This is a genomic window from Mesorhizobium sp. M0898 (assembly GCF_040319695.1).
Lineage (GTDB): Bacteria > Pseudomonadota > Alphaproteobacteria > Rhizobiales > Rhizobiaceae > Mesorhizobium.
Map to the genome: position 1 here is coordinate 282,032 of NZ_JAMYOE010000002.1, position 18,608 is coordinate 300,639.

The following is an 18,608-nucleotide window of genomic DNA, read 5'->3' on the forward strand; positions in this document are numbered from 1 at the left end:
AGGGTCCGCGATGGTCCAGGGGGCGGACGGGAACAAAACGGGCAATCGGACGACGTGCGGCGAAAACACGCGTAATGATCGAAAAATCACGTTGCAATCCGGGCTCGAAACTTTACGACTAGGGAAAATACGAAAAGGAATGCGTCTGCATGGGCGACATTCCAGGGGAGCCACGACAGCATGCAGTATTTTGTCCAGCAGCTTATCAACGGGCTGACGCTGGGATCGATCTATGGGCTGATAGCGATCGGCTATACGATGGTCTACGGCATCATCGGCATGATAAATTTCGCCCATGGCGACATTTTCATGATCGGCGCTTTCACCGCGCTCATCGTTTTCCTTATCCTCGGTGCATTGTTCTATTCGCTGCCGATCGTCGTTGCGCTGCTGATCATGATGATCGTCGCGATGCTGCTGACCAGCCTGTATAACTGGACAATCGAGAAGGTGGCCTACCGGCCTTTGCGCGGTTCATTCCGGCTGGCGCCGCTGATCACCGCGATTGGCATGTCGATTGCGCTGTCCAATTTCGTCCAGGTGACGCAAGGGCCGCGCAACAAGCCGGTCCCGCCAATGGTGTCCAAGGTCTACAACATCGAAGGCATCAGCGTCTCGCTGAAGCAGATCATCATCGTCCTGGTCACCATAGTCCTGCTGGCGCTGTTCTGGTACCTGGTCAACAAGACCTCGCTCGGCCGGGCACAGCGCGCCTGCGAGCAGGATCGCAAGATGGCCGCACTGCTCGGCGTCGACGTCGATCGCACCATCTCGATCACCTTCATCATGGGCGCCGCCCTTGCCGCCGTCGCCGGCACGTTGTTCCTGATGTATTACGGCGTTGTGGTGTTTTCCGACGGCTTTACGCCCGGTGTGAAGGCGTTTACTGCCGCGGTGCTCGGCGGCATCGGCTCACTGCCCGGCGCCGTGCTCGGCGGGCTGATGATTGGCTTCATCGAAAGCATGTGGTCGGCTTATTTCTCGATCGACTACAAGGACGTCGCCGCCTTCTCCATCCTGGCGATCGTGCTGATCTTCCTGCCTTCCGGCATTCTCGGCCGGCCAGAAGTCGAAAAGGTCTGAGATCATGGCGGTTACCGTGTCTCCGGAAAGCACCGTCGTCGCCACCCCGGTCCAGCGCGCTTTTCGCGAAGCGCTCTATGCCGGCGCCATCTCGCTTGGCCTGTTCGTGCTGTTCATCGGCCTGAAAACCGACCAGAATATCTCCAACGAACTGATCCTGGTGCAACGCTGGGGCTTGCTCGCCGGCGTCGTGATCGCCACCATGGCAGGACGCTTCCTCTATGTCGCCTATGGCCAGCCCTTCCTGGCGAACCAGAAGATCGTCGACGTCGCCACCGGCCTGCTGCCGGTCAGCCTGGCTTCGCGATTCTTCCGCCTTCCCGCGTTCATCGTGGCGCTCGCCGTCGCCGTTATTCTGCTCGCGCTCAGCGGCTTTCTGACCGAGGCCTTAGGGCCGGAACTTTCCGATTTTGTGCGGTTCCTGCGGGCGCTCGCAATCATCTATGCGCTGGCTTGGCTGATATATCGGTTCCGGGCCTTCATTCACGCTCATTTCTCGGCATTGGGCATAACCGCACTGGCGCTCTACCCGATTATCGTGGTGTTGGTGCTGGCTCTATATGCCGGGTCGATGGCCGCCGGTTTCCAGGGCTCGCTGAAATATGTCGACAATTACGGCATCCAGATCCTGATCTACGTGATGCTGGCTTGGGGGCTGAATATCGTTATCGGCTTGGCCGGCTTGCTCGATCTCGGCTATGTCGCCTTCTACGCCGTCGGTGCCTACGCCTATGCGCTGCTCGGCACGCATTTCGGCCTCTCCTTCTGGATCCTGCTGCCCGCCGCTGGCCTGATGGCTGCGTTCTGGGGCGTGATGCTCGGCTTCCCGGTGCTGCGCCTGCGCGGTGACTATCTGGCGATCGTGACGCTCGCCTTCGGCGAAATCATAAGGCTGGTGATCATCAACTGGCGCGAGGTGACCAACGGCTCGGCCGGCATTTCCGGCATCCCGAAGGTGTCTTTCTTCGGCCTGATGTCGTTCAACGTCTCCGATCCGAACTACATCTCGAAGGTGCTCGGCATCGCCCAATCGGGTGCCTACTACAAGATATTCCTCTACTATTTGATCCTTGGGCTCTGTCTGCTGACGGCCTTCGTCACCGTGAGGCTCAGGCGTCTGCCGGTCGGCCGCGCCTGGGAAGCGCTGCGCGAGGACGAGATCGCCTGCCGCTCGCTCGGTATCAACACCACCACCACCAAGCTCACGGCCTTTGCCACGGGCGCGATGTTTGGCGGCTTCGCCGGCTCGTTCTTTGCCGCGCGGCAAGGCTTCGTCAGCCCGGAATCCTTCGTCTTCCTGGAATCCGCGATCATCCTTGCCATCGTCGTGCTTGGCGGCATGGGCTCGCTGGTCGGCATTGCCGTCGCCGCGATGGTGATGATCGGCGGCACCGAAATCCTGCGCGAACTGGATTTCCTCAAGACCGGCCTGAGTTGGGGCAACATCAAGGTTATACCCGGGTTCGGCCCCGACTTCACGCCGGAGCTTTATCGCATGCTGTTGTTCGGCATGGCCATGGTCATCGTCATGCTGTGGAAGCCGCGCGGCTTCGTCGGCAGCCGCGAGCCGACAGCCTTCCTCAAGGTGCGCAGGGCGGTGTCGGGGTCCTTCACCAAGGAGGGACACGGCTGATGAACGCGAGCCCCTCCGTGAACGATGCCATCCTGCAGGTCGATCATTTGTCGATGAAGTTCGGCGGTCTCGTCGCCATCGGCGACCTGTCGTTCCGGGCCAAACGCGGCGAGATCACCGCGCTGATCGGTCCCAACGGCGCCGGCAAGACCACCGTGTTCAATTGCATCACCGGTTTCTACAAACCGTCGGAAGGCATGATCACGCTCAATCGGCGCGACGGCTCGACCTTCCTGCTCGAACGTTTGCCGAACCATGAAATCCCGGCGCGGGCCAAGGTGGCGCGCACCTTCCAGAACATCCGCCTGTTCTCGGGCATGACGCTGCTGGAGAACCTGCTGGTGGCCCAGCACAACAAGCTGATGAAGGCGTCCGGCTATACCATTCTCGGCCTGTTCGGTTATAGCGGATACAGACAGGCTTCGGCGGAATCGGTTGAACTGGCCGAGCACTGGCTGGAAAAGGCCGATCTCGTCGACCGCGCCGACGATCCTGCCGGCGATCTGCCATATGGCGCGCAGCGACGGCTCGAAATTGCTCGCGCCATGTGCACCGGCCCTGAGCTTCTGTGCCTCGACGAGCCGGCCGCCGGCCTTAATCCGAAGGAATCGGCGGCGCTCAATGCACTGCTGATGGACATCAAGGACAACACCGGCACGTCGATCCTTTTGATCGAGCATGATATGGCGGTGGTTATGCAGATTTCGGACCATGTCGTCGTGCTCGAATACGGGCGCAAGATCTCCGACGGCAACCCGCAATCGGTGCGGACCGACCCGCGCGTCATCGCTGCCTACCTCGGCGTCGAAGACGAGGACGTCGAGACGGTGCTGACCGAAGTCGGCGACGAAGACGTCATCGAGCAATTGGATACGGGTCCGGATGCGGCCCATGGCCCAGGCACATCGTCTTCGTATCTCGCCGGACCGGTTGTCGACACGGTTGGCCACAGCGAGGGCGAACGCGTCACCGTGTCAAAGGGCGCTTCGAAAGCCGGGCAGATCGATGCAAGGTCGAGTGCCGCGGCAAAGTCCGGATCGCCGGCCAAAGCCAAATCGGCCGCGAAATCTTCTGCCGCAAAATCTTCCACTGCAAAGCCGGCCTCCAAGGCTCCGGTGAAGTCAAAAACTCCCGGCACCTCTAATCGGCGTGGAGGGCGGAAATAATGGCCGGCACAACGCTGCTCGATATCAAGGGCGTCCAGACCTACTACGGCAACATCAGGGCGCTGAACGGCGTCGATGTCACGGTCAAGCAAGGTGAGATCGTAGCGCTGATCGGTGCCAACGGCGCCGGCAAGTCGACGCTGATGATGACCATCTTCGGTGCTCCCCGCGCCCGCGCGGGTACCATCACATTCGCCGGTACCGACATCACCCAGATGCCGACCCACGAGATCGCGCGCATGCGCATCGCCCAGTCGCCGGAAGGGCGCCGCATTTTCCCGCGCATGACGGTGATGGAAAACCTGCAAATGGGCGCCAGCCTCGACAACCTCGAGCATTATGACGAGGACGTCGAGAAGGTGTTCACGCTGTTTCCACGCCTGAAGGAACGCATTGCCCAGCGTGGTGGCACGCTGTCCGGCGGCGAGCAGCAGATGCTGTCGATCGGGCGCGCGCTGATGGCGCGGCCGAAGCTGCTTTTGCTCGACGAGCCGTCGCTTGGCCTGGCGCCGCTGATCGTCAAGCAGATATTCGACGCTATCCGCGAGCTGAACCGCACGCAGGGACTGACCGTGTTCCTGGTCGAGCAAAACGCCTTCGGCGCTCTGAAGCTCGCCACGCGCGGCTATGTCATGGTCAACGGCAATGTGACGATGAGCGGCACCGGCAAGGAGTTGCTCGCCAATCCGGAGGTGCGCGCCGCCTATCTCGAAGGCGGCCATCACTGAGTTTCAGGAGACATCAATCATGCAGGGCATTGTCTATGAGGAACCCTCGATCTGGCAGTTCTTCTTCGTCACCTGCCTGCTCGGCGGCTGGGCGGCGTGGATGACGGGCAAGGCATGTGCGCAGACGTGGCGCAGCTTCGCCCAGTTGTTCGCCTACATGCTGGGGCTCGGCATCGGCGTAAGATTCATCCATCATGCGCTGTTCGGCGGAACGATGTTTTCGCTGCATTACTACGTGGTCGACACCATCGTGCTGATGATATTGGGCTTCATTGGCTACCAATACACGCGCACCAACCAGATGGTAACGCAGTATAATTGGCTTTACGAAAGAGCCTCTCTTTTGAGCTGGAAACCAAAAGGTTGACATTTATCATTAACGGCGCTTCAGGGATGAATCGGCGTGACAAGTGCCTGAAAATCGGCAAAGTACTCTTTCTGCGAGCAAGAGTGGGCATCGCATGAAAGCAACATCCACGCCCACTCGGTAAATGGGAGCGTTTCAATGAAAAAGTCACTTTTGTCCGCCGTCGCCCTGACCGCGCTTGTCGCGTTCAGCGGCAGCGCGTGGGCTGACATCCTGATCGGCGTTGCCGGTCCGATCACTGGCCCGAACGCAGCATTCGGCGCGCAGTTGCAGAAGGGCGCCGAACAGGCTGCCGCCGATATCAACGCGGCTGGCGGCATTAACGGCGAGCAGATCAAGATCAAGGTCGGCGACGACGTGTCGGATCCGAAGCAGGGCATCTCGGTCGCCAACAAGTTTGTCGCCGATGGCGTCAAATATGTCGTCGGCCACTTCAATTCGGGCGTCACCATTCCGGCGTCAGAGGTCTATGCCGAGAACGGCATTCTCGTCATCACGCCTTCCGCGACCAACCCGAAGCTGACCGAGCGGGGCCTGTGGAACACGTTCCGTACCTGCGGACGCGACGATCAGCAGGGCAAGGTTGCCGGCGACTACCTCGCCGCGCACTTTAAGGACGGCAAGATCGCCGTCGTCCACGACAAGACGCCTTACGGCCAGGGTCTCGCCGACGAAACCAAGAAGGCACTCAATGCTGATGGCGTGACCGAAGCCATGTATGAGGGCATCAATGTCGGCGACAAGGACTTCTCGGCGTTGATCGCCAAGATGAAGGATGCCGGCGTCAACGTCGTCTACTATGGCGGCCTGCACACCGAGGCCGGCCTGATTATGCGCCAGCTCGCCGATCAGGGTCTCAAGGCCCAGTTCATGTCCGGCGACGGCATCGTGTCGAACGAATTGGCCTCCATCGCCGGCGATGCCGTCGACGGCACGCTGATGACGTTCGCTCCCGATCCGCGCAAGAACCCGAACGCCAAGGAACTCGTGGAGAAGTTCCGCGCCGCCGGTTTCGAGCCTGAAGCCTATACGCTCTACTCCTACGCCGCGCTGCAGATCGTCGCCGCCGCCGCCAACAAGGTCGGCTCTTCCGACGACGCGCAGAAGGTTGCGGAAGAGATCAAGAAGAGTGGCCCGTGGAAGACCGCCATCGGCGACATCGGCTATGACGCAAAGGGCGACATCACCCGTCCCGACTACGTCATCTACACTTGGAAGAAGGGTGACGACGGCAAGTACACCTACTTCGAACAATAAGCCGGCAACGCCTGCAGCCCAAAAAATGCCCGGCGCCTCGCGCCGGGCATTTTTCATTTGTCTTTTGCTTCATCGCATAGGCGCAAGGATTTAAATCGGTTTAGCCGACCTCTCCATTTTTGTTTGCACTGCAGCATTTTCGCGCTAATCATGTCCGGCAGTTCCCTTTCCCGCGTCCGGAGCCCTGTCCTTGGCAATCTCGAAGATCCTTGTCGCCAACCGCTCCGAAATAGCCATCCGCGTCTTCCGCGCGGCCAATGAGCTCGGCCTCAAAACCGTGGCGATCTGGGCAGAGGAGGACAAATACTCCCTGCATCGCTTCAAGGCCGACGAAAGCTACCAGGTCGGGCGCGGGCCGCATTTGGCCAGGGACATGGGGCCGATCGAAAGCTATCTGTCGATCGAGGAGGTTATCCGTGTCGCCAGGCTTTCGGGCGCCGACGCCATCCATCCAGGCTACGGCCTGCTGTCGGAAAGCCCGGAATTCGCCGAGGCCTGCGCCGCGGCCGGCATCATCTTCATCGGGCCAAAGCCGGATACGATGCGCAGGCTAGGCAACAAGGTCGCCGCTCGCAACCTCGCGATCGAAGTCGGCGTGCCGGTAATTCCCGCCACCGATCCCTTGCCGGACGACATGGCGGCGGTAAAGGAACTCGCCAAGACGATCGGCTACCCGGTGATGCTCAAGGCATCCTGGGGCGGCGGCGGCCGCGGCATGCGCGCCATCCGCTCCGAGGCCGATCTCGCGCGCGAGGTCATGGAAGGCAAGCGTGAGGCGAAGGCGGCTTTCGGCAAGGACGAGGTCTATCTCGAAAAGCTGATCGAGCGCGCACGCCATGTCGAGGTGCAGGTGCTGGGCGACACTCATGGCAACGCCGTGCACCTGTTCGAGCGCGATTGTTCGATCCAGCGCCGCAACCAGAAAGTGGTCGAGCGGGCGCCGGCGCCCTACCTCGAAATGTCACAGCGCGAGGAGCTTTGCGGCTACGCGCTGAGGATCGCGCGCGAAACCAGCTATATCGGCGCCGGCACGGTCGAGTTCCTGCAGGATGCCGATACCGGAAAATTCTACTTCATCGAGGTCAATCCGCGTATCCAGGTCGAGCACACGGTCACCGAACAGGTGACCGGCATCGACATCGTCAAGGCGCAGATCCATATCCTCGACGGCTTTGCCATCGGCACGGCGGAATCGGGCGTTCCGGCGCAGAAGGACATCAGGCTCAACGGCCACGCGCTGCAGTGCCGCATCACCACGGAAGATCCCGAGCATAATTTCATCCCCGACTATGGCCGCATCACCGCCTATCGCGGTGCCACCGGCTTCGGTATCCGCCTTGATGGCGGCACCGCCTATTCGGGCGCGGTCATCACCCGCTTCTACGATCCGCTGCTGGAAAAGGTAACGGCGTGGGCGCCGACGCCGGCCGAGACCATCGCCCGCATGAACCGGGCGCTGCGCGAATTCCGCATCCGCGGCGTGGCGACCAACCTCACGTTCCTCGAGGCGATCATCAATCACCCGAGCTTCGCCGACAATTCCTACACCACCAAGTTCATCGACACGACGCCGGAACTGTTCGCCAGTGTGAAGCGGCAGGACCGCGCGACCAAGCTGCTCAACTACCTTGCCGACGTTTCGGTCAATGGTCATCCCGAGACGCGCGGCCGGCCGCAGCCAAAGGCCGATGCGGCGCCACCGGTAGTGCCATATCTCAACGGCAATGTGCCTCAAGGCAGCAAGCAGAAGCTCGACGTGCTCGGGCCGGAGAAATTCGCCGCGTGGATGCGCGAGCAAAAAGAGGTGCTGGTCACCGACACGACAATGCGCGACGGGCATCAATCCTTGCTCGCGACGCGTGTGCGCACCTATGACATTGCCGGAATTGCCGGCACCTATGCGCGTGCTCTGCCGCAGCTTTTGTCGCTCGAATGCTGGGGCGGCGCCACATTCGACGTCGCCATGCGCTTTCTCACCGAAGACCCATGGGAGCGGCTGTCGCTGGTGCGCGAGGCAGCACCCAACCTTCTGCTGCAGATGCTCCTGCGCGGTGCCAACGGCGTCGGCTATACCAACTATCCCGACAATGTCGTCCAGCATTTCGTCCGCCAGGCCGCTGCCGGCGGCATCGACCTGTTCCGGGTCTTCGACTGCCTGAACTGGGTCGAGAACATGCGCGTGGCCATGGATGCGGTCGGCGCCGAGGGCAGACTGATCGAAGCGGCGATCTGTTATACCGGCGACATACTCGATCCGGCGCGGGCGAAATACGATCTGAAATACTATGTCGGCCTGGCCAGGGAATTGCAGGCGGCAGGCGCCCACATCATCGCCGTCAAGGACATGGCTGGGCTTCTAAAGCCGAGCGCTGCCCGCGCGCTGTTCAAGGCACTGCGCGAGGCGACGGACCTGCCGATCCACTTCCACACCCACGACACATCCGGCCTGTCGGCGGCAACCGTGCTGGCGGCGGTGGAGAGCGGCGTCGACGCCATCGACGCGGCGATGGATTCGCTATCGGGCAACACCTCGCAGCCGTGCCTGGGTTCGATCGTGGAGGCGCTGAAGGGCACCGAGCGCGATCCGGGCCTCGACCCGCAGTGGATCAGGAACATCTCGTTCTACTGGGAGGCGGTGCGCAACCAGTATTCAGCCTTCGAAAGCGACCTGAAGGGGCCGGCATCGGAGGTCTATCTGCACGAAATGCCGGGCGGTCAGTTCACCAACCTCAAGGAACAGGCGCGCTCGCTCGGGCTGGAGACACGCTGGCACGAAGTGGCGCAGACCTATCACGACGTCAATCTGATGTTCGGCGACATCGTCAAGGTGACGCCGTCGTCCAAGGTCGTCGGCGACATGGCGCTGATGATGGTGAGCCAGGACCTGACCGTCGCCGACGTCGAGAATCCGGCGAGGGACATCGCCTTCCCGGATTCGGTGGTGTCGATGTTGCGCGGCGATCTCGGCCAGTCGCCGGGCGGCTGGCCAAAGCCATTGCAGAAGAAGGTGCTGAAGGGCGAAAAGCCGATCACGGTGCGGCCGGGTTCGCTGCTCAAACCGGCGGACCTCAAGGCCAGTCGCGCGGAGGTCGAGGAAAAGCTCGAGCGCAAGCTCAGCGAGTTCGAGTTCGCGTCGTGGCTGATGTATCCGAAGGTGTTTTCCGATTTTGCCGCCGCGCAGGAGACCTACGGGCCGGTCAGCGTGCTGCCGACGCCGACCTATTTCTACGGCATGAAGCCGGAAGACGAGATTTTCGTCGACATCGAAAAAGGCAAGACGCTGGTGGTGCGCTGCCTTGCCATCGGCGATGTCGACGAAAAGGGCATGGTCACCGTGTTCTTCGAGCTCAACGGGCAGCCGCGCCGGGTGAAGGTGCCGGACCGGGCGCATGGCGCGTCCGCTGCCAAGGCACGGCGCAAGGCGGAGCCGGGCAATGAGGCGCATGTCGGCGCGCCGATGCCTGGCGTCGTCTCGGCGCTTGCGGTCGCTGCCGGCCAGGCGGTGAAGGCCGGCGACGTGCTGCTGTCGATCGAAGCGATGAAGATGGAAACGGCGTTGCATGCCGAACGCGACGGCACCATAGCCGAGGTGCTGGTCAAGGCCGGCGACCAGATCGATGCCAAGGATCTGCTGATCGCGTTCGGGTGAAACAGGCCGGCATCAGAGAGACTTGTCGGCGCCTGGCAGCAGCCCTTCATGCCGCATCGATAGTACCTTGACCCGCCGCGCCCGGTCGGGCATCGAACCGCTGCAATTCGCCGCTCGGGTCACCCCGAGTCGCGGCGAGAAACGACGCGGAGAGAAGAATATGGCCGACGACATCACCGAGACCAGCCAGACTGTTGCCGCCGGCCAGCTGCGCGCCTTCATCGAACGAATCGAGCGGCTCGAGGAAGAGAAGAAGACGATTGCCGACGACATCAAGGAAGTGTTCGCCGAGGCCAAGGGCACTGGCTTCGACACCAAGGCGATGCGGTCGATCATCCGGCTGCGCAAGAAGGACCAGGCCGAGCGGCAGGAAGAGGAGTCCATCCTCGATCTGTACAAGGCTGCGCTCGGCATGGTGTAAAGGCCGGCCTCGGCGCCGGAGACGATCGCGGGAGAAGCGGTTCTGACCATGGAATCCAGCCATGAGTGAATTCGACTTCGGCGCCCGCCGCGCCTCTGAATTCCGCCAACGCAGCTTCTGGACGCTGTTCGCGGAACGGCATCCGGATGAAAGGGCTCTGTTGGCGAGGCGCGGACCGTGGTTCTGGCAGCGTGGGCTGCCCGATTTCGCATTGGTCCTTTCCATGTATGTCGCGCCTGCGCACAATCATGTCGGCGTCTTCTTCGGCCGCAACGAGAAGTTCGGTGCCACGCAAGCCTGGTCGCGGTTGAAGCCGTTCCAGCCGGCCATCGAAGACAGGCTGAAGCTCAGGCCAGAACAAAGTTGCGACGGCCTCGGCATCAATTCGATGTGGCGGGTGAATTGTTTTGCCGAGGACAATTGGCCGGCGATGACCGACTGGCTGGTGACGGAAGCCTCACGTTTCGAGCGCGCGATTGCCGACGTTCTGGGTCAGGAATAAAGCAGGGTTTCCAGACGCAATCCTTGTGGAAGGGTTGCTCTGGTGAGCAGCCAGGGAGCCGGTCGATCGATGACGATCATGTCGCGCGTTGCCGCTTTCTTCCGCTCACGCTGGTTCGGCGGCGTGCCGCTCGATCGGCTGTTCTGGCGCGACCTGGTCGTTGTCGGCACAGCGATCAACGTCGCGTCGTCGGTGGCGGCGCTCATTCTGCTAGGATTGAAGCTGCCGCTTGCGCTCGTCCTGGCGGTGCATTTCGCGCCGGTTCCCTACAATATCTTCCTGACCTTTGCCGTTTGGCGAACTGCCGGAAAATCGAGTGGCGTCATGGCCTCGCTGATGACTCTTGGCGCCACGTTGTGGCTGATCCTGGTGGTTGTGGCCTGACGATCAGGCGGCCGGCTCGAATTTGAGCGCCACGCCGTTGATGCAATAGCGCAGACCGGTCGGTGGCGGGCCGTCCTCGAAGACATGGCCGAGATGGCTGCCGCAGCGGGCGCAATGGCATTCGGTGCGGACCATGCCGTAGCTGCGGTCGACGGTGGTCTCGACCGAACCCGGCACTGGGTCGTTGAAGCTCGGCCAGCCGGTGCCGCTCTCGAATTTCAGCTTGGATTCAAACAAGGGCTGGTCGCAGCCGACGCAGGAGAAGGTGCCGGCGCGCTTCTCGTGCAGCAGGGCGCAGCTTCCCGGCCGCTCGGTGCCGTGGTTGCGCATCACCGCATATTGCTCAGGCGTCAGCCGGGCGCGCCATTCGGCATCGGTGCGGGTAACGGGGTAGGTGTGGCTGTCCATTTTTTCCTCTTAGCTTATGTCGCTATTTGGGTTGCCTTCGCAACTTCGCCTGAAATAGGCATTTGTTACGGCGTTTGCTCGTATTTCCTGTCCTGCTGCGAAGAATCCCTCAGGCGATGGCCGCGAGATAGCGCGCAACCGATGCTGAAAATGCTGCCTTTGCATCTCCGATGACGTTCTGGTTCCACCATGCGCCGTAGATATGGTCGAACGCGAAAGGCTCCAGCGCGGCCTTGATGCCGAGCACTTTCGTCGCGTTGAGCGGGATATAGTTCGGATAGCTGTACATAAAGCTGACACGACGGCGGGTCGGCGTCACCTGCAGGATGTCGCCGGCCAGGATGGCATTGCCGCGGTCGCGCTTCCAGTGCAGTACCTGGCCACCGGCAAAGTGGCCGCCGCAGCGGATGAGCGTCAGCGACGGGTTTATGGCGTGCATCTCGCCTTCCCAGCTGATGATTGCCGGATGCGGCCGCATGATCCACTGACGATCATCGGCGTGCAGATAAATCGGCACGCCGCCAAACGCCGCGCTCCACTCGACCATCACCGAATAGTAATGGCAGTGCGAAATGGCGATGGCGGCCAGGCCGCCCCGGCGGTGGATCTCGGCCACCGCCTCGTCGCTGACCATCGAGATGCAGTCCCACAGCACATTGCCGTGCGGCGTTTGCGCCAGCAATGCGCGCTGGCCGATAGCGAAGCGTGGCTCGATGCCGAAGGCGAGCACGCCGGCATCATCCTTGATCACGACCCGATGGCCGGCGGCGAGCTCTTCCGGCGTGGTCCAGGCCTGACCTTCCCAGCGCACATATTGCCGCTCGTCCTCGCAGATCGGGCAATGTCGCGGCGGCGTCGCTGTCGCCGCGAACTGGACACCGCATTGCAGGCAAAGGAAACAGGTCGACCGTCCTGTATTGCGTGGATCCATTCAGTGCTTCCTTGAAAGTTGCTTCGTCGCGGCTTCGAGGCCGGCGAGCGTCAGCGGAAACATGCGGCCGCCAAAAATATCGCGGATCATGGCAATCGAATGGGTAAAACCCCAGTTCTTCGCGTCTTCCGGATTGAGCCAAATGGCGTTCGGCCATTGCTGCAGCAGCCTGCCGAGCCAGACGGCGCCGGCCTCCTTGTTCCAATGCTCGACCGAGCCGCCGGGTTGAGCGATCTCATAGGGGCTCATCGAGGCGTCGCCGACGACGATCACCTTGTAGTCGGGGCCATATTTATGGAGGAGATCGAAGGTCGGAATCACCTCGGCATGGCGGCGGCGATTGTCCTTCCACACGCCCTCGTAGAGGCAGTTGTGGAAATAGAAATATTCGAGCTGGCGGAACTCGGCGCGGGCGGCCGAAAACAGCTCCTCGACACTCCTGACATGGTCGTCCATCGAGCCGCCGACATCGAAGAACATCAGCAGCTTCACGGCATTGCGACGTTCGGGTTGTGTCTTAACGTCAAGATAACCGTGCTCGGCGGTGGCGTGGATGGTGCCGGGCAGGTCGAATTCCTGTTCGGCGCCTTCGCGCACCCAGCGGCGCAAGCGCTTCAGCGCGACCTTGATGTTGCGGGTGCCGAGTTCGACGGCGTCATCGAAATTCCTGAACTCGCGTTTGTCCCAGACTTTTACCGCGCGGCGGTTGCGGCTTTCGTGCTGGCCGATGCGCACGCCTTCGGGATTGTAGCCATAGGCGCCGAAGGGCGAGGTGCCGCCGGTGCCGATCCATTTCGAACCGCCCTGATGCCGGCCGTTTTGCTCCTCCAACCGCTTCTTCAGCGTCTCCATCAGCTTTCCGAAGCCGCCCAGCGCCTCGATCAGCTTCTTCTCCTCGTCGGTCAGGTGCTTTTCGGCGAGCCTCCGCAGCCATTCCTCCGGGATGTTTGCGACATCGACCGCGTTTTCGCCAGCTTGCGCCTCGACACCTTTGAAGATGTGCGAAAAGACCTGGTCGAAGCGGTCGATGTGGCGCTCGTCCTTCACCAGAGCGGCGCGGGCGAGATAGTAAAAGCCCTCGACATCATAGTCGACCAGCCCGGCCTCCAGCCCCTCCAGCAGCGACAGATATTCGCGGAGCGAGACCGGAACCCGCGCTGCCTTCAGTTCGAGGAAGAAGGGGATGAACATGGTCCGACTTTATCTGTGTCCCTCGATCTTCTCCCGTGCGGCGCTGGCGATAAAGGCGGAACGCGTCAGACCACGCCGACCCGCTTCTTCGTCGATTGCCGCCAAAAGACCTGCGTCGAGCGACAGATTGGCCCGGACAGGCCGTCCGGAATCGATCAGCACAGGGATCATCACGGCGGATTCACCGGCAGCGCTATCGACTTCGCCCAGTCGGAGCAGATCTGCCACAGTGCGCGCCGCGGGCAAGGGCAAGTTCTTCGCCATTCGTGTCTCTGCCCATTCGCGAACGGCAGAAGTCGCATCGGCTATCGCCTCTTCGGGACTTGCGCCACCGCCGTGACATCCGGGAAGATCAGGCACCCGCACTCCCCAGACTTCATCTGCGCCGTCAAGAATTCCGACATAGTGCGTCATGATTCGTCCTTAAATCCATCCAGCAAGCCGGGCGATCGACCGCGCAACACCCAGAGATTGTTCGCGATGCCGCGGCACGATAATCATGATCTCCGGCCTTTCCGGATGCTCGTACTTCTCGTGTTTGCCGCCGCCTACGTTCACCCAGCCGTCACGTAAAAGCCTCGTGACAATCTTGCGCGTGTTGGTCTCGATCAGCGGCACTGTCGCCCCTGATCATGCGCAATATATTGCGCACAGGTGATTATTTCAATCGTTGGCCTCATCATAGCAGATTGTATTCGATGAAGCCGGTCCTGCGCGCCACGTGGTCGTAGAGCTTGCGCGCGGTGGTGTTGGTTTCGTGGGTCATCCAGTAGACGTTCTTGACGCCGATCTTGCCGGCTTCCTGCTTGACCGCTTCGATCAGGGCGGCGCCGACGCCCTTGCCGCGTACATCGGGGTCGGCGAACAGGTCCTGCAGGTAACAGTTGTTTATCTGCGACCAGCAGGAGCGATGGTAGAGATAGTGCGTCAGGCCGACGGCCTTGCCGTCGAGGGTGGCGATGAAGCCTTTCGGCTCGAACTCGCCCGCCGTGAACAGCCGCTTCCAGGTGACGGCGTAAACCTCTTCCGGCAGCTTGGTTTCGTAGAAGGTGAGATAGGCGGTCCAAAGACGCCGCCAATCGGCGTGGTCGGATTGCACAAGCGGGCGGACGGTGATCTCGGTCATTTCATTTCCCTCTGAAGTCGGCAACCCGAAGCTGCCTTCACGCCTCGCCGGCGGCAACGGTCCAGCGACGGGAAAGCGCTGTCCGGCGGCTTTCGTCGGCCCCTCACCCCTGCCGTCTCGCCATGAAGGCCAGGCGCTCGAACAGATGCACGTCCTGTTCGTTCTTCAGCAAGGCGCCGTGCAGTTTCGGCAGCGCGTTCTTCGGGTCGGCGCGCAGGTCCTCGGGCGCGATCTCGTCGGCGACCAGCAGGCGGATCCAGTCGAGTGCCTCGGAGGTCGACGGCTTCTTCTTGAGGCCCGGCACGTCACGGATTTCATAGAATTGCGTGAGTGCGGCGCGCACCAGGTTCTGCTTGATGCCGGGATAATGCACGTCGACGATTTTGTGCAGCGTCTCGACGTCGGGAAAGCGGATGTAGTGGAAGAAGCAGCGGCGCAGGAAGGCGTCCGGCAGCTCTTTTTCGTTGTTGGAGGTGATGATGACGATCGGCCGGACGGTGGCACGGATGGTCTCGCCGGTCTCGTAGACGAAGAACTCCATCCGATCCAGTTCCTGCAACAGATCGTTGGGGAACTCGATATCGGCCTTGTCGATCTCGTCGATCAGAAGCACGACTTTCTTGCCGGCAGCAAAGGCGTCCCACAGCTTGCCGCGCTTGATGTAATTGCGGATGTCGTTGAAGCGCTCGTCGCCGAGCTGGCTGTCGCGCAGCCGCGAGACGGCATCATATTCATAGAGGCCCTGCTGCGCCCGCGTGGTCGATTTGACATGCCATTCGATCAGATCGAGGCCGAGCGCCGCCGCCACCTGGCGGGCAAGTTCGGTCTTGCCGGTACCGGGCTCGCCCTTGACCAGCAACGGCCGCTCGAGCGCGATCGCCGCGTTGACCGCCACCATCAGATCCTTGTCGGCGACATAGGCTGCCGTGCCTTCAAAACGCATTTTTGCTCCCGGGTTCATCGCGCGACCCTAAGGAGGCGGCCTTCGCTGTGCAAGGCGCTGCTGGCAAAGCGGGGATCTTGCCGGCGCGACCCTCGTCGAGCGGTTCCGCGTCGATTTAAGACTCGAAACATGTCGTCTCTCTGGCGCTTGGTCTGCCGTCTGCCTATATTGGCGAAGACGGTCTGCGCTTCCCGGCAGGAGAACATTTTCCCCGGGGCCTTAATGATCCCTAGGGAGCTGTCCCTGGGAAGACCCGTGGGTTTTCTCATACGGCGCCCACCTACTTTGTAGGTTCCCGGGATCGCTCTCTCCACCGGTTGTGTGGATCGTCACCTATCGAAACGGCCATGTCTGGCGATCTTGTCGTCGCGCCGCTTTGTGCGGTGCTCTCACGAACGAAAAGTTCGCCCCGCTCCTCCAAAACGTCGCTCGTAAAACGCCATCCAAATCTGATCTTTTCTACCGTCGGCGCATGAACTCCTCGAAAGACCTGAAAAAGAATCTCCGCAACCAAGCCCTCGGCCGCCGCGATGCGCTCGATTCGTTCTGGCGGGTGGAGGCAGCACTCGAAATGGCCGAGACGGCGCGCGACCGGATCACCGTCGCGCCGGGCCAGATCGTCTCAGGCTTCTGGCCGATGCGCTCGGAAGTCGACGTCCGGCCGCTGATGTTTGCCTTGCGCGAAAAGGGGGCAAGGCTCTGCCTGCCGGCCATTCTCGACAAAACCATCATCGTCTTTCGCGAACTGGTGCGCGGCGCGCCGATGGTCGACATGGGCTTCGGCACCGTCGGGCCACACGAGGAAGCCGAGGTGCTCGATCCCCAAATGATGCTGGTGCCGCTTGCCGCCTTCGATGCGCGCGGCCACCGCATCGGCTACGGCGCCGGCTATTATGACCGGGCGATCGCGCGGCTGGCCGACAAGGGGCAGCAGCCGCGGCTGATCGGCATTGCCTTCGACTGCCAGGAGGTGGCCGTGGTGCCTGACGAGCCGCATGACGTGATCATTCCGGAAATACTCACCGAGAGCGGGTTGCGTCGCTTCGCGCCGAAATTGTAGATAAGTTCCTGGACGCATGGTCTTTTCCGAAAGTCATGCAGCTTTTTGCTTCGCTGACCTTCGGTTCGGGATCACGCTTATATGAGACTTCTCTTCCTCGGCGACATGGTCGGCAAGACAGGACGTACGGCGGTGTGGGAACAACTGCCCGGCCTGATCTCGGATTTCAAGCTCGACTTCGTCATCGTCAATGGCGAGAACGCCGCCGGCGGCTTCGGCATCACCGAGGAAATTTTTCGCGAGACGATCTCGGCCGGCGCCGATGTCGTCACCACCGGCAACCATGTCTGGGACCAGCGCGATGCGCTGATTTTCGCGCCGCGCGAAGAGCGCTTCCTGCGTCCGTCCAATTTCCCCAAGGGTACGCCGGGGCGCGGCTCAGGCGTCTACATCGCCAGGAACGGCGCGCGCGTGCTGGTCGCCAACATCATGGGCCGGGTGTTCATGCATCCCGAGCTCGACGATCCGTTCCAGGCCGGCGAGCGCGAACTTGCCGCTTGTCCACTTGGTGAGCAGGCCGATGCAATCGTCATCGATTTCCATGCCGAGGCGACCTCGGAAAAAATGTGTTTCGCCCACTTCGTCGACGGCCGTGCCAGCCTTGTTGTCGGCACCCATACGCATCAGCCGACCGGCGATCACCAGATCCTCAATGGCGGCACCGGTTATATTTCCGATGCCGGCATGTGCGGCGATTACGATTCCTCGCTCGGCATGGACAAGGAGGAGCCGCTCAACCGGTTCTTGTCCAAGGTGCCGAAAGGCCGCTTCGAGGCGTCGACCGGACCGGCGACATTGTGCGGCGTCGGCGTCGACATTTCCGACCGTAGCGGCCTGACCGAACGGATCGCGCCGTTTCGCCGCGGCCCGCGGCTGGAGGAAACGGCGCCATCCTTCTGGTCGTGACATTGATATGGACGCTTGCAATACCCAATTGCCGGCGAAACTGCTCTAGATCGTAGAGGGGACGACCTCCATGCAGCTAGTCGAATTCCTGGCGCCGCATTTCGCCTTTGTCTCCGACCCGACGGCATGGGTCGCGCTGCTGACTCTGGTCGTGCTGGAGGTCGTGCTCGGCATCGACAATCTGATCTTCATCTCGATTTTGACCAACAAATTGCCGGTAGCGCAGCGGGCCCGCGCCCGGCGGCTCGGCATATCCGCCGCGCTGGTGATGCGGCTGATCCTGCTGGCCACCATCTCGATCATCGTCCAACTGACGACACCGATATTCACCGCCTTCGGCCACGGGTTTTCATGGCGCGACCTGATCCTGATCGCAGGCGGCCTGTTTCTCGTCTGGAAGGCGACCAAGGAGATCCACCACACGGTTGATCTCGATGATCACCAGGACACCATGATGGGCGAGACGCTGCAGCTTTCGCTGGCCGGCGCGATTTTCCAGATATTGCTGCTCGACCTCGTCTTCTCGATCGACTCGATCATCACCGCCGTCGGCATGACCGACGAAATCGCGATCATGTACATCGCGGTGATCGTGGCGGTGAGCGTGATGATGCTGGCGGCCGGGCCGCTGGCCGACTTTATCGCCAGGAACCCCAGCATCGTCATGCTGGCCCTCGGCTTCCTGCTGATGATCGGCACGACGCTGATCGCCGACGGCATGGGTTACCACGTGCCGAAAGGCTACATCTACGCCGCCATGGGTTTTTCGGCACTGGTCGAAGGGCTCAACATGCTGGCGCGGCGGCGGAAGAAGGCAAAAGGCGGCGGGCACTGAGGATGGCCCACCGCGGCT

General features: G+C 61.6%; 20 protein-coding genes and 1 other RNA gene. 14 read left to right on the forward strand and 7 right to left on the reverse strand.

The features are described 5' to 3' along the window. Positions 1-180 precede the first annotated feature (180 nt). From NKH90_RS04390 to NKH90_RS04435, 10 genes are all read left to right on the forward strand, one after another. Positions 181-1,083: a branched-chain amino acid ABC transporter permease gene (locus NKH90_RS04390; protein WP_352454929.1), complete on the forward strand. Its 903-nt coding sequence runs from the start codon at positions 181-183 to the stop codon at positions 1,081-1,083. 4 nt (positions 1,084-1,087) lie between these two features. Then, positions 1,088-2,716 carry a high-affinity branched-chain amino acid ABC transporter permease LivM gene (gene livM, locus NKH90_RS04395; protein ID WP_352471241.1) on the forward strand — a complete coding sequence of 543 codons (1,629 nt, stop codon included), beginning with the start codon at positions 1,088-1,090 and terminating at the stop codon, positions 2,714-2,716. Next, a complete protein-coding gene (locus NKH90_RS04400) occupies positions 2,716-3,882 on the forward strand; it encodes an ABC transporter ATP-binding protein (RefSeq protein WP_352817595.1) in 1,167 nt (388 codons plus the stop codon). The genes livM and NKH90_RS04400 overlap by 1 nt, the downstream gene beginning before the upstream one ends. Further along, positions 3,882-4,610 carry an ABC transporter ATP-binding protein gene (locus tag NKH90_RS04405; RefSeq protein ID WP_352471239.1) on the forward strand — a complete coding sequence of 243 codons (729 nt, stop codon included), beginning with the start codon at positions 3,882-3,884 and terminating at the stop codon, positions 4,608-4,610. The genes NKH90_RS04400 and NKH90_RS04405 overlap by 1 nt, the downstream gene beginning before the upstream one ends. 19 nt (positions 4,611-4,629) lie before the next feature. Then, the gene (locus tag NKH90_RS04410) at positions 4,630-4,977 is read left to right on the forward strand and encodes a DUF6867 family protein (RefSeq protein WP_352471238.1); all 348 of its coding nucleotides are present in this window, start codon (positions 4,630-4,632) and stop codon (positions 4,975-4,977) included. 138 nt (positions 4,978-5,115) lie between these two features. Then, positions 5,116-6,234, forward strand: coding sequence for a branched-chain amino acid ABC transporter substrate-binding protein (locus NKH90_RS04415; protein ID WP_352817598.1), 1,119 nt, complete (start codon positions 5,116-5,118; stop codon positions 6,232-6,234). A gap of 190 nt (positions 6,235-6,424) precedes the next feature. Beyond that, on the forward strand, positions 6,425-9,883 hold the full coding sequence (pyc, locus tag NKH90_RS04420) for a pyruvate carboxylase (RefSeq protein WP_352817600.1): 3,459 nt from the start codon (positions 6,425-6,427) through the stop codon (positions 9,881-9,883). A gap of 160 nt (positions 9,884-10,043) precedes the next feature. Beyond that, on the forward strand, positions 10,044-10,304 hold the full coding sequence (locus tag NKH90_RS04425; RefSeq protein WP_023719653.1) for a DUF2312 domain-containing protein: 261 nt from the start codon (positions 10,044-10,046) through the stop codon (positions 10,302-10,304). Between the two features lie 61 nt (positions 10,305-10,365). Further along, entirely contained in the window at positions 10,366-10,806 is a 441-nt protein-coding gene (locus NKH90_RS04430; protein ID WP_352683328.1) for a hypothetical protein, read from the forward strand. A gap of 69 nt (positions 10,807-10,875) precedes the next feature. Then, positions 10,876-11,190 carry a hypothetical protein gene (locus NKH90_RS04435; protein ID WP_023678043.1) on the forward strand — a complete coding sequence of 105 codons (315 nt, stop codon included), beginning with the start codon at positions 10,876-10,878 and terminating at the stop codon, positions 11,188-11,190. A 3-nt stretch (positions 11,191-11,193) separates the two neighbouring features. On the opposite strand, the gene msrB is transcribed toward NKH90_RS04435, so the two are convergent. From msrB to NKH90_RS04470, 7 genes are all read right to left on the reverse strand, one after another. Beyond that, complete coding sequence (gene msrB, locus NKH90_RS04440) at positions 11,194-11,598, reverse strand: peptide-methionine (R)-S-oxide reductase MsrB (RefSeq protein WP_027152870.1); 405 nt, start codon at positions 11,596-11,598, stop codon at positions 11,194-11,196. Positions 11,599-11,707: 109 nt separating this feature from the next. Beyond that, a complete protein-coding gene (locus NKH90_RS04445) occupies positions 11,708-12,529 on the reverse strand; it encodes an MBL fold metallo-hydrolase (RefSeq protein WP_352817602.1) in 822 nt (273 codons plus the stop codon). Further along, on the reverse strand, positions 12,530-13,720 hold the full coding sequence (locus tag NKH90_RS04450) for a vWA domain-containing protein (RefSeq protein ID WP_352471231.1): 1,191 nt from the start codon (positions 13,718-13,720) through the stop codon (positions 12,530-12,532). A gap of 9 nt (positions 13,721-13,729) precedes the next feature. Further along, a complete protein-coding gene (locus NKH90_RS04455; RefSeq protein ID WP_254816428.1) occupies positions 13,730-14,134 on the reverse strand; it encodes a type II toxin-antitoxin system HicB family antitoxin in 405 nt (134 codons plus the stop codon). Positions 14,135-14,143: 9 nt separating this feature from the next. Beyond that, on the reverse strand, positions 14,144-14,338 hold the full coding sequence (locus tag NKH90_RS04460; RefSeq protein WP_126104508.1) for a type II toxin-antitoxin system HicA family toxin: 195 nt from the start codon (positions 14,336-14,338) through the stop codon (positions 14,144-14,146). A 61-nt stretch (positions 14,339-14,399) separates the two neighbouring features. Beyond that, entirely contained in the window at positions 14,400-14,846 is a 447-nt protein-coding gene (locus NKH90_RS04465; RefSeq protein WP_352817606.1) for a GNAT family N-acetyltransferase, read from the reverse strand. A 103-nt stretch (positions 14,847-14,949) separates the two neighbouring features. Continuing rightward, positions 14,950-15,789, reverse strand: a complete 840-nt coding sequence (locus tag NKH90_RS04470; protein ID WP_352817609.1) for an AAA family ATPase — start codon at positions 15,787-15,789, stop codon at positions 14,950-14,952. Positions 15,790-15,965: 176 nt separating this feature from the next. Between NKH90_RS04470 and ssrS the strand changes: the two genes are divergently transcribed. The 4 genes from ssrS (at position 15,966) to NKH90_RS04490 (ending at position 18,590) form a co-directional block, all read left to right on the forward strand. Beyond that, positions 15,966-16,121, forward strand: a non-coding RNA gene (gene ssrS / locus NKH90_RS04475) — 6S RNA. Between the two features lie 140 nt (positions 16,122-16,261). Further along, positions 16,262-16,849: a 5-formyltetrahydrofolate cyclo-ligase gene (locus tag NKH90_RS04480; protein ID WP_352471228.1), complete on the forward strand. Its 588-nt coding sequence runs from the start codon at positions 16,262-16,264 to the stop codon at positions 16,847-16,849. Between the two features lie 81 nt (positions 16,850-16,930). Beyond that, on the forward strand, positions 16,931-17,755 hold the full coding sequence (locus NKH90_RS04485; protein WP_023678036.1) for a TIGR00282 family metallophosphoesterase: 825 nt from the start codon (positions 16,931-16,933) through the stop codon (positions 17,753-17,755). A gap of 70 nt (positions 17,756-17,825) precedes the next feature. Next, positions 17,826-18,590, forward strand: a complete 765-nt coding sequence (locus NKH90_RS04490; RefSeq protein ID WP_352471227.1) for a TerC family protein — start codon at positions 17,826-17,828, stop codon at positions 18,588-18,590. Positions 18,591-18,608: the final 18 nt, after the last annotated feature.